Origin of the sequence: Fodinibacter luteus (assembly GCF_039541575.1) — a bacterium.
Lineage (GTDB): Bacteria > Actinomycetota > Actinomycetes > Actinomycetales > Dermatophilaceae > Fodinibacter > Fodinibacter luteus.
In genome coordinates this window covers 97,971-123,845 of the sequence record NZ_BAABGM010000016.1, presented here as the reverse complement: position 1 = coordinate 123,845, position 25,875 = coordinate 97,971, and the positions used below count along the sequence as shown (strand labels likewise).

The 25,875-nt window shown below is 72.8% G+C and carries 19 protein-coding genes; 14 read left to right on the top strand and 5 right to left on the bottom strand.

Going from position 1 to position 25,875, the window contains the following annotated elements; all coding sequences use genetic code 11:
- Nucleotides 1-140: 140 nt before the first annotated feature.
- Nucleotides 141-1,367: an acetyl-CoA hydrolase/transferase family protein gene (locus tag ABD899_RS13930; RefSeq protein ID WP_345207024.1), complete on the top strand. Its 1,227-nt coding sequence runs from the start codon at nt 141-143 to the stop codon at nt 1,365-1,367.
- 94 nt (nt 1,368-1,461) lie between these two features.
- Nucleotides 1,462-2,229: a DNA alkylation repair protein gene (locus ABD899_RS13925; protein WP_345207022.1), complete on the top strand. Its 768-nt coding sequence runs from the start codon at nt 1,462-1,464 to the stop codon at nt 2,227-2,229.
- 156 nt (nt 2,230-2,385) lie between these two features.
- Here ABD899_RS13925 and ABD899_RS13920 read toward each other — a convergent pair whose 3' ends face one another.
- A complete protein-coding gene (locus ABD899_RS13920) occupies nt 2,386-3,333 on the bottom strand; it encodes a hypothetical protein (RefSeq protein ID WP_345207020.1) in 948 nt (315 codons plus the stop codon).
- A gap of 315 nt (nt 3,334-3,648) precedes the next feature.
- On the opposite strand from ABD899_RS13920, the gene ABD899_RS13915 reads away from it, so the two are divergent.
- Entirely contained in the window at nt 3,649-4,974 is a 1,326-nt protein-coding gene (locus tag ABD899_RS13915) for an MATE family efflux transporter (protein WP_345207106.1), read from the top strand.
- A gap of 238 nt (nt 4,975-5,212) precedes the next feature.
- Here the strand turns inward: ABD899_RS13915 and ABD899_RS13910 are convergent, their stop codons facing one another.
- Together ABD899_RS13910 and ABD899_RS13905 are read right to left on the bottom strand one after the other, a co-directional pair.
- Nucleotides 5,213-8,461 carry a S8 family serine peptidase gene (locus ABD899_RS13910; RefSeq protein WP_345207019.1) on the bottom strand — a complete coding sequence of 1,083 codons (3,249 nt, stop codon included), beginning with the start codon at nt 8,459-8,461 and terminating at the stop codon, nt 5,213-5,215.
- Between the two features lie 155 nt (nt 8,462-8,616).
- Nucleotides 8,617-10,152: a gamma-glutamyltransferase gene (locus ABD899_RS13905; RefSeq protein WP_345207017.1), complete on the bottom strand. Its 1,536-nt coding sequence runs from the start codon at nt 10,150-10,152 to the stop codon at nt 8,617-8,619.
- Nucleotides 10,153-10,378: 226 nt separating this feature from the next.
- On the opposite strand from ABD899_RS13905, the gene ABD899_RS13900 reads away from it, so the two are divergent.
- The 10 genes from ABD899_RS13900 (at nt 10,379) to ABD899_RS13855 (ending at nt 21,984) form a co-directional block, all read left to right on the top strand.
- Nucleotides 10,379-11,176 (top strand): S-methyl-5'-thioinosine phosphorylase, encoded by a 798-nt coding sequence (locus ABD899_RS13900; RefSeq protein ID WP_345207015.1) that lies wholly within the window; start codon nt 10,379-10,381, stop codon nt 11,174-11,176.
- Nucleotides 11,173-12,738, top strand: a complete 1,566-nt coding sequence (locus ABD899_RS13895) for an amidohydrolase family protein (RefSeq protein WP_345207013.1) — start codon at nt 11,173-11,175, stop codon at nt 12,736-12,738. The genes ABD899_RS13900 and ABD899_RS13895 overlap by 4 nt, the downstream gene beginning before the upstream one ends.
- A complete protein-coding gene (locus ABD899_RS13890) occupies nt 12,735-13,202 on the top strand; it encodes a cupin domain-containing protein (RefSeq protein ID WP_345207011.1) in 468 nt (155 codons plus the stop codon). Before ABD899_RS13895 ends, ABD899_RS13890 begins: the two co-directional genes overlap by 4 nt.
- The gene (locus tag ABD899_RS13885) at nt 13,199-13,951 is read left to right on the top strand and encodes an SDR family NAD(P)-dependent oxidoreductase (protein ID WP_345207009.1); all 753 of its coding nucleotides are present in this window, start codon (nt 13,199-13,201) and stop codon (nt 13,949-13,951) included. The genes ABD899_RS13890 and ABD899_RS13885 overlap by 4 nt, the downstream gene beginning before the upstream one ends.
- A gap of 147 nt (nt 13,952-14,098) precedes the next feature.
- Complete coding sequence (locus ABD899_RS13880; protein WP_345207007.1) at nt 14,099-15,187, top strand: BMP family ABC transporter substrate-binding protein; 1,089 nt, start codon at nt 14,099-14,101, stop codon at nt 15,185-15,187.
- A gap of 193 nt (nt 15,188-15,380) precedes the next feature.
- On the top strand, nt 15,381-16,538 hold the full coding sequence (locus tag ABD899_RS13875; RefSeq protein WP_345207005.1) for an ABC transporter permease: 1,158 nt from the start codon (nt 15,381-15,383) through the stop codon (nt 16,536-16,538).
- Between the two features lies 1 nt (nt 16,539).
- Complete coding sequence (locus tag ABD899_RS13870) at nt 16,540-17,541, top strand: ABC transporter permease (RefSeq protein ID WP_345207003.1); 1,002 nt, start codon at nt 16,540-16,542, stop codon at nt 17,539-17,541.
- Nucleotides 17,541-19,181 (top strand): ABC transporter ATP-binding protein, encoded by a 1,641-nt coding sequence (locus ABD899_RS13865; protein ID WP_345207001.1) that lies wholly within the window; start codon nt 17,541-17,543, stop codon nt 19,179-19,181. The genes ABD899_RS13870 and ABD899_RS13865 overlap by 1 nt, the downstream gene beginning before the upstream one ends.
- A gap of 191 nt (nt 19,182-19,372) precedes the next feature.
- Complete coding sequence (locus ABD899_RS13860; RefSeq protein WP_345206999.1) at nt 19,373-20,533, top strand: ferredoxin reductase; 1,161 nt, start codon at nt 19,373-19,375, stop codon at nt 20,531-20,533.
- Between the two features lie 113 nt (nt 20,534-20,646).
- Nucleotides 20,647-21,984, top strand: a complete 1,338-nt coding sequence (locus ABD899_RS13855; RefSeq protein WP_345206997.1) for a fatty acid desaturase family protein — start codon at nt 20,647-20,649, stop codon at nt 21,982-21,984.
- A 57-nt stretch (nt 21,985-22,041) separates the two neighbouring features.
- Here ABD899_RS13855 and ABD899_RS13850 read toward each other — a convergent pair whose 3' ends face one another.
- Together ABD899_RS13850 and ABD899_RS13845 are read right to left on the bottom strand one after the other, a co-directional pair.
- Nucleotides 22,042-23,418, bottom strand: coding sequence for a GH1 family beta-glucosidase (locus ABD899_RS13850; RefSeq protein WP_345206995.1), 1,377 nt, complete (start codon nt 23,416-23,418; stop codon nt 22,042-22,044).
- Nucleotides 23,415-24,713, bottom strand: a complete 1,299-nt coding sequence (locus ABD899_RS13845) for an MFS transporter (protein ID WP_345206993.1) — start codon at nt 24,711-24,713, stop codon at nt 23,415-23,417. The genes ABD899_RS13850 and ABD899_RS13845 overlap by 4 nt, the downstream gene beginning before the upstream one ends.
- A 264-nt stretch (nt 24,714-24,977) precedes the next feature.
- Between ABD899_RS13845 and ABD899_RS13840 the strand changes: the two genes are divergently transcribed.
- Nucleotides 24,978-25,727: a sulfite exporter TauE/SafE family protein gene (locus tag ABD899_RS13840; RefSeq protein WP_345206991.1), complete on the top strand. Its 750-nt coding sequence runs from the start codon at nt 24,978-24,980 to the stop codon at nt 25,725-25,727.
- Nucleotides 25,728-25,875 lie beyond the last annotated feature (148 nt).

The following is a 25,875-nucleotide window of genomic DNA, read 5'->3' as shown; positions in this document are numbered from 1 at the left end:
GGTGGACGCCCCGACCCAGCCTGTCGGGCACCCGACCGCCGCCCGGACGCGCGCCACGTGCCACGGCATCCGGGCGACATGCCGTAAGGCGTGCCCAACCTCACCTGACGTGCGGGCCCGGCCCCGCCATGATGGGGGCCATGAGGATCGTGAGCGTCGATGAGCTTGGCCGCCTGTTCGCATCGCTCCCCGGCAAGCCGCGGGTCGTCGTGTCCGGGAACGTCGCCGTCCCGTGGCCGGCCGTGCGGGCGCTCGACGAGAACAAGGACACGTACACGATCCACGCGCTCAACGCGCCGCCCGGCATCCCCGACCGCGAGGGCGTGACCGCCGAGACCTGCTTCGTCGGGGCCGGCATGCGCCGCCACCACGACCTGTCCTACGTGCCGAGCCGGCTCTCGCTCGTGCCGGTGCTGCTCAAGCGCCGCATCCCGCCGGACGTCGTCCTCATCCACTGCGCCCCGCCCCGCGACGGTCAGCTCTCGCTCGGCATCGAGGTCAACGTGCTGCCCGCGGCCATCGAGGGCTGCCGGATGCGATCGGGGCGGGTCGTCGCGGTCATCAACGACCAGATGCCGTACACCTACGGTGACGCGCAGGTCCCGGTCGAGGCGGTCGACGTCGCGATCGAGGTGTCCGAGCCCCTGCCGGCGCACGACCCCCTCACCCCCGACGCCGACAGCCAGGCGATCGGCGCGCTCGTCGCGGACCGGGTGAGCGACGGGTCGACCCTGCAGATGGGCATCGGCGGCGTCCCCGACGCGACGCTCAACGCCCTCACCGGGCGCCGGGGCCTGCGGATCTGGACCGAGATGTTCTCCGACGGCGTCCTCCAGCTCGACCGGGTCGGCGCCCTCGACCCGCACCACCCGCTCACGGCGTCGTTCCTCTTCGGCTCGCGCGAGCTCTACGACTGGCTCGACGGCAACCACCGGGTGCGGATGATGCGCACCGAGCACACGAACGACCCCGGGCTCATCGCCCAGCAGCGCAAGATGACCTCGGTCAACACCGCGCTCGAGGTCGACCTGTTCGGTCAGGCCAACGCCTCGCGGATCAACGCCCGGATCTACTCCGGCTTCGGGGGGCAGACCGACTTCATCGTCGGGGCGCTCCACTCCGCCGGCGGCCAGTCGTTCATCGCACTGCGCTCCTGGCACCCCAGGGCCGACGTGTCGACCGTCGTGCCGCTCGTCGACGAGCCGGTCACGAGCTTCCAGCAGACCGCCATCGTCACCGAGCACGGCGTCGCCGAGCTGTGGGGGTACGACCAGCAGGCCCAGTGCCGGCACATCATTCGCGACGCCGCGCACCCGCAGGTCCGTGAGGAGCTGTGGGAGGAGGCCCGCCACCTCGGCCTGGCCTGAGACGGCGCGCCGTGCCACGGTGTCGGGTGCCGGGGTGGCGGGTGCCGGGGTGGCGGGTGCCGGAGTGTCGGGTGCCGGAGTGTCGGGTGCCGGGGTGGCGGGTGCCGCGGTGGCGGTCGTGACGACCGGCATCCCCGCGTCGGCGTCCGCGTCGGCATCCGCCGTCCCGCCGATCGTGCCCGCGGTGCGGTCGGCGCTGCGCTCCGCGGGCGACCCCGAGCGCGCCGTGGGGCAGCAGCGGTACATGAAGTCGGCCCTGCCGTACCACGGCCTCACCTCGTCCGACCTGCGCGGGCTGCTGAGGCCGCTCCTCGCCGACCCGGGCCTCGCCCCGGCGACCCGCGGGGAGTGGGAGTCGGCGGTGCGCGCCCTCTGGGACGGGGTCGAGTACCGCGAGGAGTGGTACGCGGCGATCGCCCTCACGGGTCACCGCGCCGCTCGCGCGTGGCAGGACCCGGACGCGCTCGGCCTCTACCGGCACCTCGTCGAGACCGGAGCGTGGTGGGACGTCGTGGATGCCGTGGCGGCCGACCGTGTCGGGCCGATCCTGCTGTCGCACAGGCCGGTCGTCACGCCGGCCATGAGGGCGGATGCCGTGGACGGTCACCTCTGGGTCCGACGGACGGCCATCCTCGCCCAGCTCAAGCACCGGTCGGCGACCGACGTCGGGCTTCTCGAGGACGTGCTCGACGCCAATCTCGAGGACTCGCGGTTCGGACGGGAGTTCTTCATCCGCAAGGCCGTCGGCTGGGCGCTGCGCCAGTACGCGCGCACCGACCCCGAGTGGGTGCGCGGCTACGTGGGCAGCCGTGGTGCTCGGCTGTCCGGGCTCTCGCGCCGCGAGGCGCTCAAGCACCTCTGAGCAACCCCTCGCGGACTCAGGTGCACTCCGTCGGCTCAGGACCACGCACGACCCTGACCTGACGAAGTGCTCCTGACTCCGCACGGGAGGGGCGGGCGGCGGGCTGCTCGGGATCCGCGGTCCGGGGAAGGAGGCGCCCTCGGGGCGTGGACGCGGTCAGCCCGTCGAGGGCAGCCACGTGTTGGTGGGGAGCGGGTGGATGCCGTGGCTGGCCAGCAGCGCTCCGAGGCGCCGTCGGTCCATGGCCACCGCCCAGGTCCAGCGGGCGACTTCTGCCAGGCGCCGCAGCCGGTCCTCGCGCTGCTTCTCCTGCCAGAGCACCTCGGAGGCCTGTCGCGGATCGCCGTCCTCGGCCACGCGGTACTTCACCTGCCCGTCGAACTCGCCCACGACGCCGTCCCAGCCGAAGTCCACGAAGCCGACCAGCCCCTGGGCGTCCTCGACCTTGCGCTGCAGCTCCGGCCGAGGCAGGTTGAGCAGGTACATCTGCACACGCGACAGGCTCTCGCCGGGGCTCATGCTCAGCGGGTCAGCCAAGGCCACCACCAGCCGAGCCGTGCGCCGGCCCCTGACGCGCGACGGCACGGCATCCACCTCGGCCGTCAGCTGCTCCGTCGTGCACAGATCGTACCGGAGCGCGTGGTCAGCGGCCGCGACGGCGGTGTGCAGCGAGCCAGTGCGTGCCAGGTCGACGACGGTGCGGGCCACCGAGGTCACCATGACCCCGCCACGCTCGACCGCGGCGGCCGCCCGTCCGACGTGCGGTCGCACGAGGGCCGACCCCCGCCCGCGCGCCTCGTGGGCGGTGAGCACCCGGACGGCATCCGGCCAGGCCTCGATCCTCGGCAGGCCCCACACGGCGGCGGCGGAGGTCAGCGCGAACACCGGGCGTTCGCGCTCGAGGCACAGGGCGGTCGCGTGGACGAGGGCCGCGTGCTGGTGGCCGGGCGTCAGCGCACGCCACTCGTGCTCGGTGACCCACACCCCGTGGCGCACCTGGTGCCAACCGCCACGCGCCGGCTCGACCCCTGCCTCCCGCAGATCGCGGCCGCGACGGAGCACCCCGGCATCGAAGGGGGCGGGGCGGGCGGGGCCGACGAACATGGACCCACGCTGGCAGAACCGCGCTCGCCGACCGGGGCGTCATCCACAGCCCGGCGGCCCGCCACCGTCACTCAGGGGGTTATCGTCCGCTCAGGGCCGCACACGACCCTGAGCGGACGAAGTGGCCCTGACTTCGCGGGAGGGGTCCGGCGTCTGGAACAGTGCCGTTGCGTGGGAGACGCCGACGAGCGCCCGGACGCCGGGGGGCAGCACCGCCCGGACGCAGGGGGGCAGCACTGCCCTGACGCAGGGGACCACGACCGCACCGGCGCCGGGGGGCAGCACCGCCCGGATGCCGGGGGGCAGCACCGCGAGGTGCTGCGCCTCGCCGTACCCGCGTTCCTCGCCCTCGTCGCCGAGCCGATGTTCCTGCTCGCCGACGCGGCGATCGTCGGGCGGCTCGGTGTCGCACCCCTCGCCGGCCTCGGCGTCGCCAGCGCCATCCTCCTGACCGCCGCGAACGTCTTCGTCTTCCTCGCCTACGGCACGACGGCGGTCGTCGCGCGCCAGCTCGGGGCCGGCTCGCGGGCGGGTGCCATCGCGGCGGGCATCGACGGCACGTGGCTCGCCATCATCCTCGGCGCCCTGACCGCCGTCGTGGTCGCGGTCCTCGCCGGGCCCCTCTGCCGGGTGTTCGGCGCGTCCGAGGCGGCCCTCGAGCAGGCGGTGACGTACCTGCGGATCTCCGCGCTCGGCATCCCCGCCATGCTCATCGTCCTCGCGACGACCGGCGTGCTCCGCGGCCTCCAGGACACCCGCACCCCCCTCGTCGCCGCCGTCGGCGGGTTCGGCCTCAACATCGTGCTCAACCTCTGGTTCGTCCACGGCCTCGGCTGGGGCATCGGCGGGTCGGCGTGGGGCACCGTCATCGCCCAGACCGCCATGGCCGCCGCCCTCGTGGGCGTCCTCGTCCGGTATGCCGCCCGCACGGCGGTCCCGCTGCACGCCCACCCCGGACGGGTGCTCGCGGCGGCACGTGGCGGCGTCCCCCTCCTCGTGCGCACCCTCGCGCTGCGCGCGGTCCTCCTCGTGACGACGTGGGTGGCCGCCGGGCTCGGCGACGTCCCGCTCGCGGCCTACCAGGTGACCGCCACGATCTGGACCTTCCTCGTCTTCGCCCTCGACGCGCTGGCGATCGCCGCCCAGGCCATCACCGGAAAGGCCCTCGGCGCCGGTGAGCGGCACCGCGCCCGCGTCGCGACGGCCCTCATGCTCCGGTGGGGGGTGGCGGCCGGCATCGCCCTCGGGGTGCTCGTGCTGCTGCTGCGCCCCGTGCTCGGGCCGCTGTTCACCCCGGACGCCCAGGTGCAGGCGGCCATCGCCGGCGGCCTCGTCGTCGTGGCCCTGGGCCAGCCCCTGTCGGGGTTCGTCTTCGTCGTCGACGGCGTGCTCATCGGCGCCGGCGACGGGGTGTGGCTGGCCCGCGCCATGCTCGGCACCCTCGTCGCCTACCTGCCGGTCGTGCTCGGGGTGCACCTCGCCGGCGACTGGCTGCTCGCCGGGGGCACGACGCAGGGCATGGTCGACGCCGTCGTGTGGCTGTGGATCGCCTTCACCGTGTTCATGTCGGTGCGGGCGGTGCTCATGTGGATGCGCGTGCGCACCGACCGCTGGATGGTCGTCGGGGCGGCCCGCACCTGAGCGGCGCCGGGCCGGCAGATGGCCGTCGGGGCGGCCCGCGCCTGAGCCCCACCGGGGCGGAGCTGGCCGTCGGGACGGCCCGCGCCTGAGCCCCGCCGGCCGGCCGCCATCCGACCGCCCTCAGCCGGCAGCCGTCAGGCGGCACCACGACGGCACGACACCCCGACCGGAACGCCTGCGACGCACCGGACCCCGCGGCCGAGGCCGCCGGGTCCGGTGGTGGGGCGGGCGAGGCCGGCTACGGCGTGACCGAGCCGACGACGACCGCCCCGGTCCCCAGGACGGCGCCGGCCGACGAGACGAACCGCATCTCGCCCAACAGCTGGCGACCGGCGGCCGGGGCCGTCTTCGCCGTCACCGCACCGGTGGCCGTCGTCGACGCCCCCGGGGCGAGGTCGACGGTCGCGTCGTCGGTCGTCAGGGTGCCGAGCGCCGGCGAGACGAACACGTCGAGGTAGTCGTACTCGGTCGTCCCGGCCGGGACCGAGTAGCCGTCGACCTGCACCCGGTAGGTGCCCGCGGCCGGCTTCGTGATCGTCACCGACTCCTCGGAGTCACCGTCGGCCGACTGGCCGACGAGCGTGCCCGACGCGGTGCGGACGAACAGGTCGAGGTCGGCCCCGAGGTCGGACGTGCGCCCGATCCTCGCCGTGAGGCGCTCGGCACCCTCGGGGACGACGACGGTGAACTCCGACAGCGCGGCGTCGGCGATCGTGCGGCGCTGCGAGACGGCGCTGCCGAGGGTGCCGCCCAACGCCGCCGCCGACACCGAGCCGAAGTCGTTCGCCACGGTCCACGACACCGGCGTCGGCTCGCCCGCCGTGACCGAGGCGAGGGTCTGGGATGCCGGGTCGACCGTGACACCCTGGACCGCGGCCGTCAGCTCGTACGGGTTGGCCAGGCTCGGCGACGTGCGACGCGCCTCGACCTCGAGTTCCCACACACCGGGCAGCGGGATCGAGTAGGCGCGCGAGGCGCTGTTGCAGCTCGGGGCGCTGAAGTTGGTGAAGCAGGCCAGCGACGATGTGGACTCCACCGGGACCCCGTACGGGTTGTTCGCGATCCAGCGCACCTGGTTCGAGCCGCCGACCCCGGACAGGTTGACCTGCAGGGCCTTCGTACCCGGCGGCACCGTGACGAACAGCTTCCTCGTCAGGTTGCGCTCGACCGTGCCCGACGCCGTCGTCGCGTACGACGGAGCGACGAGGTCGGTGGACAGCACCACCGTGAGCATGACCCGCTGGTCCACGACCGGCGTCGCGGGGTCGTCGATCTCGAGGATCGCCGAGTGCACGCCGGGGACGCTCGTCCTCGCCTTGACGGGGATGTCGACCGCGCCGCCCTTGGGCATCGGCCGGCTCGTCGTCGGCAGGGAGAACGTGCCGTCGTTGCCGACGAGGCGCAGGGTGTGCGCCACCCGTCCGCCCTTGCCGCTCGTGCGCGTCGCCTTGACGACGTACGTCCTGCTCTCGCCGGAGACCTGACCACCGTCGGCAGCGGCGCACCGGTTGTAGACACCGGTCCCCACGTCGGGCGTCGCGAGGTAGTCCGAGATCGGGGTGCACACCGGCGCCGCCACGGAGATGTCCTGGGCGGACGGCCTGGCCCCGAGCAGCTTCCACGCACCCGGGACGTCGACCTGCCCGGCGCCCTGCCCGATCGCCTCGACGCCCTCGACGAAGTCCGCCGAGGAGTAGAGCGAGTCGCGGATCTGGCGCGGGGTCACGTCGACGCCCTTCGCCGCGGCGGCCGAGAGGAGCAGCGCGACGCCACCCGCCGTCTGCGGAGCGGCCATCGAGGTGCCGTTGAACATCGCATACCCCGGCGGCAGGGAGTAACCGGCCTCGGGGACGGGGCTGCCGAGCTGCCACGTCGGCACCGAGGAGATGGCCGACCCCGGAGCCATGACGTTGGGCTTGAACCCGCCGTCCTCGCGCGGGCCGCGCGAGGAGTAGTTGTGCAGGGTGAGCGGGGTCGAGACCTGCGATCCGTAGTTGGCGAGCCAGGTCTCCTTCGTGATGGACGACCCGACGCTCACGACCTTCGACGCCACCGACGGGTCGCCGATCGTGTTGATGCCGGGGCCGCTGTTGCCGGCCGAGATGACGAGCTGGACCCCCCCGTCAATGAGCGCGTCGTAGAGACGGGCCCGGGCGTTGTTGCCGTCGTTGAGGGCCGGCAGGCCGCCGATCGACATGTTGACGACGTCGACGCCCCGGTTCTCGACGAGGTCGACCATGCCGTCGGTCAGCGCGACGGCAGTGCAGCCGCCACCCCACGAGCAGGCCCGGCTCGAGACGACCTGCGCCCCGGGCGCCTGGCCGTCCATCGCCCCACCGAACAGGCCGTGCCCGGCCGCGATGCCGGCGACGTGCGTGCCGTGCGCGGCCTGGACGATGCCGATGCTCACGTAGTCCGCCCGGGCGCTGCTCGAGTAGGCGACGTCCTCGCGGTACTCGACGACGAACGGCATCGACTCGGCGACGGGGGTCTTCGGGTCGTCGGTGCCGAACCGCCCGATGTCGAACTGCTCCTCGTACGGACGCATCCTCTCGTCGTCGGAGAAGGTGCGGTCCAGGTTCGCGTCGACCCAGATGTCGTGGGTCTCCTCGTCGTAGAGGACCCCCCAGCGGTCAGTGGTGTCACCGTCGCGGTTGAAGTCGCCGGCCGCCTCGTCGCGGGAGGAGATGCTCTCGGCGACCCGGTTGAACCGGTAAGACCCGGCATCCGGGGCGGTCCACGTGCCGTCCTCCCCGGTGACGGTGAACGTCGGCCCGGTGACGGTCGTGGTCATCCGCAGCCAGGACCCGTCGCCCTCGAGGGCCGGGTGGGTGCTCGTCACCCAGTCGACGATCTTCCGATCGCCGGTGCTGGTCTCCTGCAACGCGGGGTGGTCGAGGTCGACGCCGGAGTCGATGACGCCGATCGTCACTCCACGCCCGTCCCACGTGGGGTTGGCCTGCTTGAAGGCCACCGAGCCGGTGTCACGCGTCGGCATGTAGGGGTTGTCGTCCGGGGTGCCCGCGTCGGGGGGCGCGACACCGGCGCTGCTCCCGGTGCCCTCGCCCTCGACCTCGGGGCGCGGCAGCGGGATCGACTCGTCGAGGTCGACGGCGAGCACGGAGGCGGGCTTGGCGATGGTGTCGACGCGGTCGGTCGGCACGCTGGCGCTGACGTAGCCGTAGCGGTCGCTCACGGTGGCGGTGAGGCCACCGGCGGCGCGGACGCCGGCCGCGACCGACTTCGCGGAGCCCTTCGTCGTGGCGAGCATGACCGTGACGCGCTCGTCACCCGCGGTGCGGGCCTTCGCGAGCAGCTGCCGGTCGTGCGCCCCGAGCTTGTCCTTCTTCCTCTCCTGCGCCTTGATGCTGCCCTGGCCCTTCGCGTTCGGCGAGGGCTCGGCGGCGGAGGCCGTGGTCGACACGACGCCGGTGGCGAGCGCCGCGGCGGCGAGCGAGGCGAGCGCCACGCGCGCACCTCTGGTCATGGGTGGTGTCATCGCGGATCCTGTCCGAACGAGGGTGGAGGACGCGCCCGGCCCGATCGGGCGGTGCGCCGGGACAGTGGATCACGGCCCACAACCGATCAGGGCCATCCGGGCGCGTTCCTGACCAATCCTTTACCTTTCGCGCACAGGCGAACTCACGCCACGGCGACGACCTCGACCGCCGCCTCGCGCCGTGGGTCCCCGGCGGCCTCGAGCCGGCCGTCCTCGCGGCGGTACGCCGCGCCCACCCCGCCGAAGTACATCTGGTGGGTGCCCTGGTCGGACCCGCGCAGCCCCGCCTCGCGCACCGCGAGGGCGATGCGCTCGTCGCTCTCGTGCTCGACGACGACCGTGCCGTCGTCGTCGAACCGCACGTGCAGCCGCGGCGCCTCGATGGCGTGCCGCAGGTCGGCGCCGTGGAGGCAGCCCTGGGCGAGCACCTGCATGAGGGCGGTCGTGATGCGGTCAGCCCCCGGTGAGCCGATCGCGAGCACCCGACCGTCGCGGGTGCGGCCCGTCGTGGGTGCCATGTTCGAGGCCAGCCGGATGCCGGGCACGAGGCGGTGCAGCCCCAGCCGGTTGAGCTCGGGCTCACCGAGGGCGTTGTTGAGCAGCATCCCGGTGCCGGGGACCGTGATCCCGGCGCCGTAGCCGCTCGACATCGTGACGGCGCAGGCGGTGCCGTCGGAGTCGACGACGGAGACGTTCGCGGTGCTCGAGCTCGTCGGGAGCCCTGCGAGCCCGTGCCGGTCGACGGTGAGGAGCAGCTCGTGGCCGGCCGCGTCGAGGTCGGGGGCGAGGTCGTGCACCGAGCGGCGGTAGGCGAGCACCGCGCGCTGGATCTCGATGATGTCCGGCCAGTGCCAGTACCCACGGCGGCCCATCTCCCCGAGCATGACGGCGAGCATCGGCCCTCCGACCGACGGCGGAGGGTTGACCGCGAGGTCCCAGTCCCCGACGGTGCGGCGCACGGGCGGCCGCACGAGCGGGGTGTACTCGGCGAGGTCGCGGTGGGTGATGAGGCCCCCGTGCGCCGCCATGTCGTCGACCATCGCCCGCCCGACCTGCCCCGTCGTCAGCACCGAGGCGCCCTCGCGGGCCACGAGGTCGAGCACGTCGGCGAGGAGGTGGTTCGTCATGACGTCACCGGCCACGACCGGCGAGCCGTCGTCGCGCGTCACGACGCGGAACGCCTCCGGGTCCTCGCCGAACAGGGAGCGGGCGGTGTGCGACAGGTACTTCGCGGCGGCGCCACCGACGACGAACCCGTCGCTGCAGGCGCGGGCCGCGGGGGCGACGACGTCGGCCCACGGCACCGTGCCGAGCTCCTCGACGGCGAGCTCGCACGCGACGACGGCGCCCGGGGTCGCGACCGAGCCGTGGCCGGCGAACAGGGTGACACCTCCGCCGTAGTCGGTCGTCACCTCGTGCACCCCGGCGCCGAAGCGCTCGGCCGGCAGCCCGCGTCCCGGCATCTCGACGTTGCCGTCGAGCACGACGGGGTCGCCCGCGGCGGGCCAGACCGACACGTAGGCCCCGCCGGCGAGGGAGACGATGCCCGGCTCGGTGCTCATCGCCGTCATCGCCGCGGCGACGGCGACGTCGACGGCGTTGCCGCCGGCCAGCGCGACCTCTCGCCCGGCCGCGAGGGAGACCGGCCCGGTCGCCGCGATCGCCACGCGTCCACCCATGCCTCGCATCCTGCCACCGGGGCGTGGTGCCGGCGGGTCCGCGTCCGGCAGCCGTCACCCCCCGCGGGCTCAGGCGCAACACCCCCACCCCCCCGCGGAGTCAGGAGCACCCCACCACCCCCCGCGGACTCAGGTGCACCCCGCCCACTCAGGGGCGTGCACGGCCCTGAGTGGGCGGGGTGCACCTGACTCCGCGGGGGCGCTCGTCCCGGTAGCCTGCCGGGTCATGACCCGCGCGCCCCTCGGCCTCATCGCCGGCACCGGCTTCTACGACCTCGGGGCGCTCGTGGACCCGGCGGAGCACACGGTGCCGACCGCGTTCGGCGACGCCCGCGTCGTGCGGGGCACGTGGCACGGCATCCCGGTCGTCTTCCTGACCCGCCACGGTGCCGGGCACTCGGTCCCGCCGCACCTCGTCAACTACCGCGCCAACATCCGCGCCCTCGCCGACCTCGGGGTCCGCGACGTCGTCGCCGTCAACGTCACCGGCTCCATCGACCCCGACCTGCGCCCCGGCGACCTGCTCTGCCTCGACGACTTCCTCGACCTGACGCGGCAGCGGCCGGTCACCTTCTTCGACGGCTCCGGGCCCGAGGGGGTCGTGCACACCGACGTCGTCGAGCCGTACCACCCGGCGATCCGGCGCGAGATCCTGGATGCCGCCTCAACCGCCGGCCGCCCGGTGCGGGACGGCGGGGTCTACGCGTGCTTCGAGGGGCCCCGGTTCGAGACCCGCGCCGAGGTCCGGCTCGCCCGCCTCGCGGGCGCCGACGTCGCGGGCATGACCGGTGTCCCCGAGGTGACGCTCGCCCTCGAGGCGGGCCTGCGCTACGCCGCGATCTCGCTCGTCGTCAACCCCGCGTCCGGGGTCGGCGACTCCGACGAGCCCATCACGATGGACGAGATCAACGCCGTCCTGCGCACCTCCTCCGCCGCCGTCCTCGAGATCCTCGACGAGCTCGTCCACACCCGCGCGACCTTCCCCGACCCCACCGACCCCGACCCCACCGAGCCCTTCGCATGACCCGCGTCGTCATCACCAACGCCACCTACCTCGTCACCGTCGACGAGCACGACCGCGTCCTCACCGACGCGACCATCACCATCGACGACGGCCGCATCACCGCCATCACGACGCGCGAAGCAGGACAGCCGGGGGCGGGGCGCCCGCTGGCCGGGCCACCAGTGCCGGAGGCGGTCGCGACGCCGGCGGGTGGCCGCGGACCCGAGCCGGAGGCGGAGCCGGGTTCGGCGGGGCGGCCGCCGGCTGGGTCTGGCGGGAGCACGGGAGTCCGCACAGCGGGCGAGCGTGCGGATGGGCTGCGGCCGCCCCCCGAACCCGGCGCAGCCGGAGGCGACGTCGAGGGCGCCCCCGCGGACGTGGTCGTCATCGACGCCCGAGGCAAGCTGGTGATGCCGGGGCTGGTCAACCTGCACACCCACCTCCCCATGACCCTCCTGCGCGGCCTGGCCGAGGACGTCGATCTCCAGGGCTTCCTGACCCGCGTGTGGGCGGCCGAGGGTGCGGTCATGGACCCGGAGACCGTCGAGCTCGGCGCCACCCTCGGCGCCCTCGAGTCCCTCCTCGGCGGGTGCACGACCCAGCTCGACATGTACTTCCACCACGAGGCCGCCCACCGGGGCGCCGTCGCAGCCGGCAGCCGGCACGTCATCGGCCCGGTCTTCTTCGACGGCCCCGGCCCGGACGGCCTCGCGTGGGCCGAGCGCCTCGCCGCGATGCGCGCTTGGCCCGGGCTGCTCGACGAGATCGGCGGCCCCGCGGTGCCGGTCGCCGCGATGCCGCACGCGACGTACACGTGCCGCCCCGAGGGGTTCGCCGACGTGGTGGGCACGCTGCGCGAGCTGCTCGCCGAGGGCGACCGACCCGGCATCCTCACGACGCACGTGTCGGAGAACGAGGCCGAGAACGCCGGCATCCGCGAGCGCTACGACGCCACCCCGACCGAGCTGCTCGCGCGCTCGGGGTGGGTCGAGCCCGACCTGCCGCTCGTCGTGGGCCACGGTGTCCACCTGACCGCCGGCGACCGCGACGTGCTCGCCGCGTCCGGGGCGGCGGTCGGGCACTGCCCGGGCTCGAACCTCAAGCTCGCGAGCGGAGCCCTGGCGTGGGAGACGGTGCGGGCCAGCGGAGTTCGCCTCGGCCTCGGCACCGACGGCTGCTCGAGCTCGAACGACCTCGACATGTGGCGGGCGATGCGCCAGGCGGCACTCCTGGCCCGGCTCACGAGCGGGCGCCCGGACGTCGCGAGCGCGCACGACGTGCTGCGGGCCGCGACGATCGAGGGGGCCCGCGCGCTCGGGCTCGGCGACGAGCTCGGGTCGGTCGAGGTGGGCAAGCGGGCCGACCTCGTGCTGCTCGACCTCGCCGCGCCCCACCTGACCCCCGTGCACGACGTGGCCGCGCTCCTCGTCTTCGCCGCCGGCCGGGGGGACGTCACCGACGTCCTCGTCGACGGCGAGCCGGTCGTCCGCGACCGCCGGAGCACGCGGGTCGACACGGCCGACCTCCTTGCCCGGGCGCGGGCCCGGGGCGACGTCGCGCTCGCCGCCGTGGAGGGTGCATGACGGCGGAGAGCGCGGAGCAGGTCATCGAGCGGCTCGCGATGACTCCGATCCCGGAGGAGGGTGCGTGGTTCGTCGCGGGCCCGCGCACCCAGGGCCTCAACGCGATCACGGTGCTGCTCACCGACCGCCCCGACGGCTTCTCGGCGATGCACCGGCTCGCCGTCGACGAGGGCTGGCAGTGGCTGGCGGGCGCCCCGGCGGCGCTGCTGCGCCTGCGCCGTGGCGGAACCGGCGTGCTCAACTACGTCGGCCCGCAGTCGAGCCAGTTCCTCGTGCGCCACGGCACGTGGATGGGCGCGTCGACGCTCGGCGAGTGGACCCTCCTGTCCTGCTGGTGCGCCCCCGCCTTCCGCCCCGAGCACTTCGAGCTCGGCGACCGGGCCGAGCTCGTCGAGCGCTACCCGTCGTACGCCACGGAGATCACCGCGCTGACCCGCGACGAGCCGGTCGGGCGGATGCGGTGACGGCGCTCGTCACGGGCGCGAGCGGTGGCCTCGGCCGGGCCGTCGCCGTCGCGCTCGCCGACGCCGGCCACGACGTCGGCGTCCACTACCGCGGCGACGTCGAGGGGGCGGCAGCCACCGTCGCGGCCGTCGAGGATGCCGGGCAGCTCGCCGTCTCGCTGCACGCGGACCTCGACGTCGTGCGCGCCGAGGCGCTCGACGCCGCCTGCGACGCGCTCCTCGACGCGTGCGCCGCCGGGGTCGGCGTGCCCGACGTCGTCGTGCTCAACGCCTTCCCCCAGCAGGTCGTCGCGTGGGACGACCTCGACACCGCCGCGTGGGACGCCTACCACCGGGCCGGACTGCGCCCGACGACCGCCCTGCTGCACCGGGCCGCGGCGCGCCTCGGCCCCGGGGGGGTCGTCGTCGTCATCGGCTCCGTCGAGGGCTTCCGGCCGGCCCACGGGCACACCCCGTATGCCGTCGCGAAGGCGGCGCTGCACCACCTCGCCGCCGCCGCGGCATCCGCGCTGGGTCGCCGCGGCATCCGGGTGGTGGCGGTGGCACCCGGGCTCGTCGCGCGCGAGGGCCTGGAGCAGGCCTGGCCGGACGGCGTCGAGCGGTGGCGCCGGGCCAGCGCGCTCGGGCGCCCGGTGACCGCCGGGGAGGTCGCCGCCACGGTGGCGTTCCTCGCCTCAGGGGCAGCATCCGGCATCACGGGCACCACGGTCAGCGTCGACGCCGGATGGTCCGCCTCCCCCGCATGGTGACTTCTCGCCAGTACCGGCGTGTGTATCTCGTCACCACCCCCCTCTGGCGAGGTAACAACAGGGCAACGACACTCGGGGGTCTGCCCGTGGGACACGGCCCACGACGTAGCATCTGCACGTCTGAACCCATCTCCGAGGAGAACCTCCATGAAGTCCACGCGTTACCTCGTCGCAGCGCCCGCGGCGCTCGCCCTGGCCCTGGCCGGCTGTGGCGGCAGCACCGGCAACACCGACACCCCCGACGCCACCGGCTCCGCTGCTGCAGGTGCGCCCACCGACGACAGCAACTGCGCTGACGCAGAGGTCTTCTGCATCGGCCTCGTCACCGACACCGGCAAGGTCGACGACAAGTCGTTCAACCAGTCCGCCCACGAGGGCGCCATGGCCGCGGCCAAGGAGGCCAACGGCTTCTACAAGTACGTCGAGACCCAGGACGCCAAGGACTACGCGGCGAACATGGCTCAGTTCACCAACAAGAAGTACGACGCGGTCGTCACCGTCGGCTTCCTCATGACCGACGCGACCGTCGCCGCGGCGACCGCGAGCCCCGAGACCCGTTTCATCGGCGTCGACCAGGCCTACGACGCCAAGACGGTCACCGTGAAGAACCTCACCGGGCTGATCTTCCCCGAGGACCAGGCGGGCTACGGCGCCGGCTACCTCGCGGGCCTGATGACCAAGACGAACAAGCTCGGCCAGGTGCTCGGTCTGGAGATCCCGCCGGTGCAGAAGTTCGCGAAGGGCTTCGAGGCGGGCGCCAAGGCCGCCAACCCGGCCGTCACCGTCTCCACCGTCTACCACCCCGCCGCCGACAACGCGTTCACCGACCCGGTGTGGGGTGCCGGCGAGGCCAAGAAGCAGCTCGCCCAGGGCGCGGACATCATCTTCGGCGCCGGTGGCCAGACGGGCAACGGCGCGCTGCAGGAGGTCGCCAAGGCCTCCGGTGCGGGCACCGACAAGTTCTGCATCGGCGTCGACACCGACCAGTGGGACACCGTCCCGGCCGCGCAGCCCTGCCTCATCACCTCCGCGATGAAGCTCATCACCGAGGGCGTGACCGTCATCGGCGTCAAGGCCAAGGACGGCGACTTCACCGAGCTGCAGACGCTCGGCAAGGCCGGCCTCGCGCCGTACCACGACTTCGAGGACGTCGTCCCGGCCGACGTCAAGGCCAAGGTCGACGAGGTCGTCAAGCAGATGGAGGCCGGAACGCTGCAGACCGGCGTGACGCTCTGACACCAGTGACTGCGGGTCGCGCGCGAGCCTGACCCGAGCCACCGCGACACCGGGGGCGGGCATCCGAACGGGTGCCCGCCCCCGGCGCGTCACCACCACCTCGACGAGTCCCCGTCCCCGTCCTCGACGCGGCGCCTTTTCCCCCGGGCCGCGACACGCCACACTGTGGGGCACCCACCGACATTGGAGTCACATGTCCGAGACACCCACGGTGGCCGAGCAGGCCGCCGCCCCACCGCCCCCCGAGGGATCGTCGTCGGGCGACCAGCGCCCGCCCCGGCAGCCGCTGGCGTACCTGCTCACCCACCAGAGCGGCGTCGTCATCGTCGTGGCCCTCGTCATCGCGCTGCTCGTCGGGGCGGTGCTCATCCGCTACCAGGGGGTCAACCCGTGGTACGCCTACGAGACGCTCATCCGTGAGGCCATCCTCGTCGAGGGCGGGCTGACCCGCACCCTGCAGAAGACCGCACCGCTCGTGCTCACCGGCCTCGCGGTCGTCATCCCGCTGCGCGTCGGCCTGTTCAACATCGGTGGTCAGGGCCAGCTCATCTTCGGCGCCATGTTCGGCGCGTGGGCCGCGTACGCCCTCGGTGGCCTCGGTTTCGTCGGCGCCCTCGCCGGCATGGTCGCGGGCATCGCTGCCGGGGCGTTCATCGGATGGATCGCGGGCGTGCTCAAGGCCACCCGCGGGGTCCACGAGGTCATCACGACGATCATGCTCAACTACATCGCCGCCGGCGTCACGTGGTGGCTCGTCACCGGGCCGCTCCAGGCCGAGTCGTCGAAGACGAGCGGCATCCCGCAGACCGAGCTCATCGCCGAGGAGGCGCGCGTCGGCGCCGTCGCCGGCATCCCGATCGGCTTCGTCATCGCGGTCGCCCTGGCCATCGCCTGCTGGTGGATGCTCTCCAAGACCACCCTGGGCTTCCGGCTGAACACCGTGGGTGCCAACAAGCACGCCGCCGGCTACGCCGGCATCTCGATCAAGCGGATCATCGCCCTGTCGATGGTGCTCGGCGGTGGGCTGGCCGGCCTCGCGGGCGCGCTCGAGGCCGGGGGCACGCTCCACCGGTTCGAGCCGGCCATCGGCGGCACCCTCGGCTTCGACGGCATCACCATCGCCCTGCTCGCGCGGGCCAACCCGCTCGCGACCCTGCCCGCGGCGTTCCTCGTCGGCGTGCTGCGCACCGGCGCCCCCGGGCTGCAGTTCGCGACCGGCATCGCGCCGGAGATCGTCGACCTGCTCCTCGCGATCATCCTGCTCATGGTCTCGATCCCGGTCCTCGGCAAGTGGATCTTCCGCAGCCGGGCCGACAAGGTCACCGCCGCGTCGACGAGCTGGGGGAACTGACATGACGACCGAGTGGATCGCCAAGAACCGCACGACGCTCATCGTCACGGTGGTCGTGCTCGTCGCGGCCTACGTCTTCTACTACGCCGCCAACGACATCGCCCCGAGCATGTACACCTCGGCGTGGGGCTACGCCATCCCGCTCGTCCTCGCCGCCCTCGTCGGCGTCATCGGCGAGCGCTCGGGCGTGGTGAACATCGGCATCGAGGGACAGATGCTCGTGGCGGCCTTCGCCGGCTTCTTCGCGGCGGCCTACAGCGGGTCGCTCATCGTCGGCGTCCTGTCCGGCATCGGCAGCGGGCTCATCCTCGGCGGCTTCCTCGCCTGGACGACCGTGAAGTGGCGGATGGACCAGATCATCGCCGGCGTGGTGCTCAACATCATCGCCACCGGCATCACGTCGTTCTACTACCAGCCCGGAAAGCTGCTGCCGGGGCTCATGCCGAGCTTCGACGTGCCGCTGCTGTCGATGATCCCGCTCATCGGCGACGTGTTCTTCTCGGGCACGAGCATCTTCGCGACGCTCGCGATCGTCGCGGCGCTCGCCGTGCACTTCGGGCTGTTCCACACCCGGTGGGGCCTGCGGACCCGCTCGGTCGGCGAGTACCCGTCGGCCGCCGACACCGCCGGCATCAACGTCGAGCGCCTGCGCCTCATCAACGTCACGCTCGCCGGCTCGCTCGCCGGCTGTGCGGGGGTCTACCTGTCGATGGACGCGTCGTCGTCGTTCGAGCGCAACATGGTCGCCGGCCGAGGCTTCCTCGCCCTCGCGATCATGATCATGGGTGCCTGGCGGCCGCTGCGGGCCTTCGTCATGGCCATCTTCTTCGGCTTCATCAACGCCGTCGCCTCGCAGCTGCAGCAGAGCGGCAACATCGACGTCCCGCCGCAGCTCACGGGCACGCTCCCCTTCGTCGTCACGATCATCGTGCTCGCGATCGCCGCCGGCAGGGTGAGGGCACCGGGGGCCGTCGGACAGCCGTACGTCAAGGGAGACCAGTGATGCCCGAAGTACCCGAGTACGACCCCAGCCCGGCGCCGGACACCAACCCGGATCACCTCAAGGCCATCGTGACGAACGAGGCGTTGCTCGAGCTGCCCCCGGAGAAGTCCGGCTTCGGCGAGGGCAACGTCGGCGAGGTGCTCCTCGACATCACCGGGCTGTCGAAGAGCTTCGGGACGGTCAAGGCCAACCGCGACATCACGATGCACGTGCGCCGTGGCGAGATCGTCGCGCTGCTCGGCGAGAACGGTGCGGGCAAGTCGACCCTCGTCAACCAGATCTTCGGCCTCATCACCCCCGACACCGGCACGGTGAGCGTCAAGGGCGACACGACCCCGATCAAGGACCCACGCGACGCGATCCTGCGCGGCATCGGCATGGTGCACCAGCACTTCCAGCTCGTGCCGGTCATGACCGTCGCCGAGAACATGATGCTCGGGCACGAGCCGACCCGCCTCGGGACGATGCTCGACCTCGAGAGCGCCCGCGAGATGGTGCGCACCCTGTCCGCCAAGCACGGCCTGCCCGTCGACCCCGACACCGAGGTCGAGGACCTCCCGGTCGGCACCCAGCAGCGGGTCGAGATCCTCAAGGCGCTCTCGCGCAAGGTCGACCTGCTCATCCTCGACGAGCCGACCGCGGTGCTCACCCCACAGGAGACCGACGAGCTGCTCGGCGTCATGAAGGAGCTCGCGGCGTCGGGCACGTCGATCGTGTTCATCACGCACAAGCTGCGCGAGGTGCTCGCCGTGTCCGACCGGGTCTACGTCCTGCGCCAGGGCGCGGTCGTCGGCGAGGTCAACACCAAGGAGACCGACGCCCGCGGGCTCGCGACGATGATGGTCGGCCGCGAGGTCGTCCTGTCGATCGACAAGGCCGACGCGACGCCGGCCGAGACGGTGCTCAGCATCCACGACCTCCACGTCAAGGACGACCGCGACCTCGGTGCGGTCAACGGCTTCACCCTCGACGTGCGCGCCGGTGAGATCGTCGGGGTCGCGGGCGTCGAGGGCAACGGCCAGCGCGAGCTCGTCGAGGCGCTCGCGGGGATGCGCAAGGTCGTCTCCGGCACGATGACCCTCGGTGACCTCGACCTCACGAAGGCCAACCCGTACCAGACCCACCACGCAGGGGTCGGGCACATCCCCGAGGACCGCGAGAAGCACGGGCTCGTCGCCTCGTACTCCATCGCCGACAACCTCGTGCTCAACGAGTTCGACCAGGCGCCCTACGCCAAGAGCGGGGTGCGCCAGTTCGACCAGGTCAAGGAGCACGCCGAGGCGGTGCGCACCGAGTTCGACATCCGCTCCTCGAGCGTGCACCAGACCTCGGGCTCGCTGTCCGGCGGGAACAAGCAGAAGGTCGTCGTCGCGCGGGAGATGTCCTTCAAGCCCAGGCTGCTCATGGCCGCCCAGCCGACCCGCGGCGTCGACGTCGGGTCGATCGAGTTCATCCACCGGCGGATCGTCGACGCGCGCGACGCCGGGGCCGCCGTGCTCCTCGTCTCGGCCGAGCTCGACGAGATCCTGTCGCTGTCGGACCGGATCGCCGTCGTCCACGGCGGCAAGGTCGTCGCGGAGATGCCCGGTCGCGGCGCCGACCGCACCGAGATCGGGCGCCTCATGGCCGGGGACCACTGAGCCGGATGCCGTGCGCGGCCTCCCGCGGAGTCAGCAGCACCTCGCGGCTCCGGATGTTTTCGCCGGCTCAGGAGGTTCTCGCCGGCTCAGGGCCGGGTACGCCCCTGACCGGGCGGAGTGCTCCTGACTCCGCGGGAAGATCGTTGGTTACGTTTTCGTAGGTTACGTTGCCGTAGGTTACGCTCGCGTATGTGAGTGCACCCACCGTCGACCGACCGACCCCGGCCGCAGGGATGCCGCGTGCCCGCCTCGGCGCCCACGCCCCCGGCCCCCTCGGGGGCGTCGTGCGTGGCGCCCGCCGCGTCGCCGAGGCGCTCGCCACCCCGCTCGTGCCGGCCGACTACCTCGACCTCATCGACCCGCTGCGCTCGGGCGCCGAGCTGCGCGGCCGCATCGTCGACGTCCGCCCGGAGACCGCGGATGCCGTCACCCTCGTCATCCGTCCCGGGCGCGGCTGGCTCGGCCACGTGCCCGGGCAGTACATCCGCATCGGCATCGACATCGACGGCGTGCGTCACTGGCGCGCCTACAGCCTGACCCACCGCGCCGACGGATCGCCCGCGGCCGGCATCCCGGCCGGGTGCATCGCGATCACGACCAAGGCCATCCCCGACGGCCGGGTCTCGAACCACCTCGTCACCCGGGCCCGGCCCGGCACGCTCGTCATGCTCGACCAGGCGACCGGCGACTTCACCCTGCCGAGCCCCGCCCCGGCCAAGGTCCTCTTCCTCACCGCGGGCAGTGGCATCACCCCCGTCATGGGCATGCTGCGCAACCACCTCGACGAGCTCTGCGACGTCGCCCAGGTGCACTGCGCGCCGACGGCGTCCGACGTCATCTTCGCGAGCGAGCTGCAGTCGTATGCCGCGAGCGGTCGCCTCGCGCTCGCCCTCAACCTCGACGACGAGCACGGCGTGCTCGACCTGCAGCGGCTCGACACCCTCGTGCCCGACTGGCGCGAGCGCGAGACGTGGACGTGCGGGCCCACCGGCCTCCTCGACGCCGCCGAGGCCCACTGGGCGAGCGCCGGCATCGCCGACCGGCTGCACACCGAGCGCTTCCGTCCGACCCTCGTCGAACCCGGCGAGGGCGGGGAGATCACCTTCCTCGCCAGTGACGTCACCGTCGACGCCGACGGCGGCACCCCGATCCTCGACGCCGGCGAGGACGCCGGCGTCCTCATGCCGAGCGGATGCCGGATGGGCATCTGCTTCGGCTGCGTCGTCACGATGCGCCAGGGTGCGATCCGCGACCTGCGCACCGGAGAGGTCACCGTCGTCGAGCCCGGCGACGAGCTGCCCGTGCAGACCTGCGTCAACGCCGTCGCCGGGTCCTGCGACCTCGAGCTGTAGCCCACCTGCCGTACCGAGATCGACCCATTGGGCGATGTCGCTACGGCGCACTGCACGACCGACAGACCCGGACCACCTGACCGCCCGCCCGCGAGACCCGGAAGGACACCCCCATGACCCTCGCACCCGAGCGCCACACCGTCTCCCCCACCGCGCCGCACCACGTCGCCGCCACCCACGCGTCGACCAAGCCGCACGGCATCAACCCGCGCCTGTCGGTGACGAGCGCGACCCCGCGCCCGCAGCGCCCGGCCTTGAAGAAGTCGGGCCGCCCCAACCCGGCCGCGCACCTGACCCCCGAGCAGATCGAGGGCATCGGCGTCGAGCTCGACGCCCTGCGCAAGGAGGTCATGGACAGCCGCGGCGCTCGTGACGCGGCCTACATCCGCAAGGTCATCCGCGTCCAGCGCTACCTCGAGATGGGCAGCCGCGCCGTGCTGCTGTTCTCGGGCGTCAAGGTCAAGGGTGTGCGCCCGGCGTGGTGGATCGGCACCGCCGGCCTGTCCGTGGCCAAGATCCTCGAGAACATGGAGATCGGCCACAACATCATGCACGGCCAGTGGGACTGGATGCGTGACCCGAAGATCCACTCGACCGCGTGGGAGTGGGACAACGCCTCGCCGTCGAGCCAGTGGAAGCACAGCCACAACGAGATCCACCACACCTTCACCAACGTGCTGGGCCGCGACAACGACCTCGGCTACGGCATCCTGCGTGTCGACGAGGACCAGCGGTGGAGCCCGTTCTTCCTCTTCCAGCCCATCTGGCACGTCGGGAACGCGCTCCTCTTCGAGTACTCGATCGCGGCGTACGACCTCGAGCTGGGCGGCTACCTCGCCAAGCGCAAGCGGATGAGCGAGGAGGAGAAGGCGAAGTTCCGGCGCGACGCGCGCGAGGTCGTCGACAAGATCAAGCGCCAGGCGACGAAGGACTACGTCGTCCACCCGGCCCTGTCCGCGGCCACCTTCACCGGGTCGGCGCGCACGACGCTCACCGCGAACGTCGTCGCCAACCTCGTGCGCAACGTGTGGACGAACACCGTCATCATCTGCGGCCACTTCCCACCCGGCATCGCGACCTTCGAGAAGACGTCGATCGACGGTGAGACCCGCGGCGAGTGGTACCTGCGCCAGATGCTCGGCTCGGGCAACATCAGCGGTTCGCCGGCGATGCACGTCATGACCGGCAACCTCAGCCACCAGATCGAGCACCACCTCTACCCGGACATGCCGAGCAACCGCTACGCCGAGATCGCCCCCCGGGTCAAGGACCTCATGGAGCGCCACGACCTGCCGTACGTCGAGGGCAACCTCGCCAAGCAGGCGGCCTCGGTGTACTGGAAGGTCGTGCAGCTCTCGCTCCCGAACCAGGTCGAGGGCCGCCGCCGCCGCGACATCGTGCGCCTGTCGCTGAAGAAGGCGTGGAAGAAGAAGTCCCTCGGCCGGTTCTGACCGCTTGCGTCCGGCAGGTTGGGCCCTGCAACCCCCAAGGTGCCGGACGCTACGGGGTCAGGGGTGGGCCGAGCCACCGAGCTGCTCGGCGAACCAGTAGCCGGAGTCCTTGATGGTGCGCGCCTGCGTCTCGAAGTCGACGTGCACGAGGCCGAACCGCGGGGTGAGTCCCTCCGCCCACTCGAAGTTGTCGAGGAGCGACCACGCGAAGTAGCCGTCCACGGGGACGCCCCGGGCCCGGGCCGCGGCGACCTGCGCGAGGTGGCGCGCGTAGTAGTCGATGCGACGGTGGTCGTGGACGCGGCCGCTGACGAGCTGCTCGGGGAACGAGGCGCCGCCCTCGGTGACGACGATCCTGCGAAAGGCGCCGTAGGCGTGCACCGCGTCCAGTGCCAGGCCGAGCCCTTCGGGAATGATCTCCCAGCCCAGGGAGGTGAGCTCGTGCCCGTGCTCCGCGCCACCGAACCGAGGGACGGTCCACAACCCGGGGATCGGCAGGAACGGGGCCCGCAGCCGCGTGTAGTACTGGACGCCGAGGAAGTCGAGGTCGGCGACGGCATCCGTGGTGTCGCCGTCCCGGATGAACGGGCGCACCCCGAGCAGCAGGGGCGACTCGCGCCACGGGTAGCCCAGGCCGAGCAGCGGCTCGAGGAAGGCCCGGTTGAGCACGGCGTCCGCAGCCCGCTCGGCCACGCGGGCGAGCGGTCCCGGGCCGCTCCCGATCGGGGGGCTGAGGTAGTGCGTGGTGCCGACGGTGGCATCCGGGTCGGCGGCGCGCAGCGCGCGGGAGCCGAGTCCGGTGGCGAGGTTGACGTGGTGCAGCGCAGCGAAGTACGCGGGCAGGGATCGCCGTCCCGGGGCCATCGCCCCGGTGACGTGACCCGAGATGACGATGTTGAGCGGCTCGTTGAAGAGCATCCAGTGGTCGACGCGGTCGCCCAGCGCCTCCGCCACGACGGTGACGTAGTCGCAGTAGCGGTGCACCGTGTCGCGGGCCGTCCAGCCCCCTCGGTCCTCCAGGGCCTGCGGCAGGTCCCAGTGGAACAGCGTCACCCACGGCTCCACCCCCGCCTCGAGGCAGGCGTCGACGACGCGGGCGTAGTGGTCGAGCCCTCGCCGGTTCACCGGGCGGATGCCGGCCGGCATGATCCGGGGCCAGGACAGGGAGAAGCGGTAGGCACCGAACCCGAGGGCCTTGACGAGGGCGATGTCCTCGGCGTAGCGCCGGTAGGAGTCGGTGGCGACGTCGGCGGTGCTGCCGTCCTTGACCGGGGTCCGGCCGTGGCGGTCGCGCTGATGGGTGAAGGTGTCCCAGATGGACGGGCCCTTGCCGTCGGCGGTGGGCGAGCCCTCGATCTGGAAGGCGGCCGTGGCGACGCCCCAGGTGAAGTCGGGCCCGAGGGCGGCGAGGTCAGCCAGCTCGCCCGGGTTCACGGCACCCCCCTGACCTTGACGACGAGCACCGCCCCGAGCACGGTGACGACCGCGGCGGCGACGTAGAGACTCTGGTAGGCGACGTCATAGCCGCTGGGCCGCAGCGCGGTGATCCAGACACTCGCGACGAGCGGCGCCAGCACCTGGGGCAGCGCGTTCGCGATGTTGATGATGCCGAGGTCGCGGGCCCGGTCCCCGGCACTGGGCAGCACTCGCGAGATGAGCGCGAGGTCGACCGCGGTGTACGCGCCGAAGCCGGCTCCCATGATGACCGCGGCGACGGTGGCGGCCTCCTGGGTGCGGGCGAAGGAGAGTACGAGGATCGCCCCGGCGCACACGAGCGAGGCGCCGATGACGAACGGCTTGACCCGGCCCACCCGGTCGGACACCGGCCCTGCGACGAGCGCGGACACGAGGAGGGCGACGATGTAGAACTGCAGGATGGCCGCCACCGTGTCCCCGGCCTCGTCGGGGGACCTCCCCAGCACGTCACGGGTGAAGTAGAGGAGGTAGCTCGTGACGAAGGCGGTCCCGAGGATCACGAGGAAGCGGGTGAGGAAGACCCACGCGAAGTCCGGGTGCGCCCGGGGGCTGACCCAGAAGGCGCGGCTGAAGGTCCCCAGGTGGAAGGCTGGGATGCGGTCGCGCTCCAGCCGTGGGTCCCTCATCCTGGCCACGAAGAGCACCGCCGTCATGAGCACGACGACGGCCACCACGAGGTAGCGGGCCCGCTGGCCGTCCGCTGCGGTGTTGTCCCCGGGCACGAGGGTCGCGATGAGGGAGCCGACGATCACGCCGAGTGGCTGCGCGGCCCCGACGACGGCACCGACCGTGCCCCGTTGGGCGACGGGCGCCTGGTCCGGCAGCATCGCGGTCACCGCGGCGTAGGACGCGTTGAGGGTGAGCTGTCCGAGGGCCCACCCGAGCACCAGCCCGCCGATCGTCGTGAGCCCACCCATGAGGGCCAGGACCGCGACCGCCGCCAGGGTCGGCCACAGCACCCAGGTGCGGCGCCGCCCGAGCCGGGCGGACGTGCGGTCCGAGAAGGCGCCGGCCAGCGGGCTCGCGACGAGCGACACGAACGCGCCGACCGCCACGACCACCCCGAGGCTGGACTCCTTGGATGCCGGGGCGATCGCCTCCACCTGGAGCGGGAGGAGGAACTGGATCGGGGTGAAGAACGCGGTCCAGATCCCGAGGTTGGTCAGCGCGAGGACGGCGATGAAGCCCCGTCCGACCCTGTCGACGGGCTCCGCCAACGGGTCGAGGGCCGGTGCCGGCGACTCGGGTGCCATGACGCCCTCCTGGGTGGTGGTGGCCTGCGACGGTGCGCCGGCCGGGGGGTGCTTGCGTCCGGCATGTCGGGGCCCCCTGGCCCAATATGCCGGACGCAACGGGGTGCTCCAGCCTCCCAGAAGGCGGGTCGGCGAGGACCGATGAACGCGGCATCCCCCGCCGCGCAACACCTCGCGGACGGCATCTCGCCCGGCGGCCGCCATGCGGCATCATGGTTCGCAATCGTCCTGACAAAATGCGGTCCGGCGCGAGGAGGCACCCGCGTGGAGCTCGCCTCCGGTCCGGCCGCCCTGGCCCTGATGGCGCTCGGCGCCCTCGTCATCGGCTACTCCAAGACCGCACTCGGCGGACTGGCGGTGGTGGCCGTGGCCATCTTCGCCACCGTCATGCCGGCCAAGGAGTCCACGGCGGCGATCCTCACCATCCTCATCGTCGGCGACGTCATCGCGTGCTGGCACTACCGCCGGGACCCCGACTGGTCGCTGATCCGTCGCCTCCTGCCCGCCGTCGTGCCGGGGCTGCTCCTCGGCACGCTCTTCCTGGGGGCCATCGACGACGAGGCGCTGCGCCGGTCGATCGGGGCGGTGCTCCTCGTGCTGCTCCTGCTCCAGCTGGGCGTCAGGTGGCGGTCGGGCGACGCCCCCTCGACAGTGCACCGCCACCCCGCCGCGGCGTGGGCGGCCGGGTCGGGGATGGGGTTCACGACGATGACGGCCAACGCCGCCGGCGCCGTCATGACGCTCTACCTGTCCGCCGCAGGGATCGACAAGCGCCGCTTCGTCGGCACGAGCGCGTGGTTCTTCCTCATCGTCAACCTCGCCAAGGTGCCGTTCTCGGTCGGGCTCGGGCTGCTCCACGCCGACGACGTCGTCCGCGCGCTCGTGCTCTCGCCGGCCGTCCTGGTCGGAGGGCTGCTCGGCTACGCGACCGTGCGGCTCATCAGCCAGCGGACCTTCGACGTGGCGGTGCTGCTCGCCTCGGCCTTCGCGGCGGGAGCGCTGCTCGTCGGCTGACCCCGGGTCGTGGGTCGGGCCCGGCCGATCCGGGCGGAGGCGAGGGCCCGGCATCCATGGTGGGCGAGGTGCGTGCAGGGCGGAAGGAAGTCCTTTCGCCCTGAAAGGACCTCCACGCATGGACCCCGCGGGGCACCGCGGGGGTGTG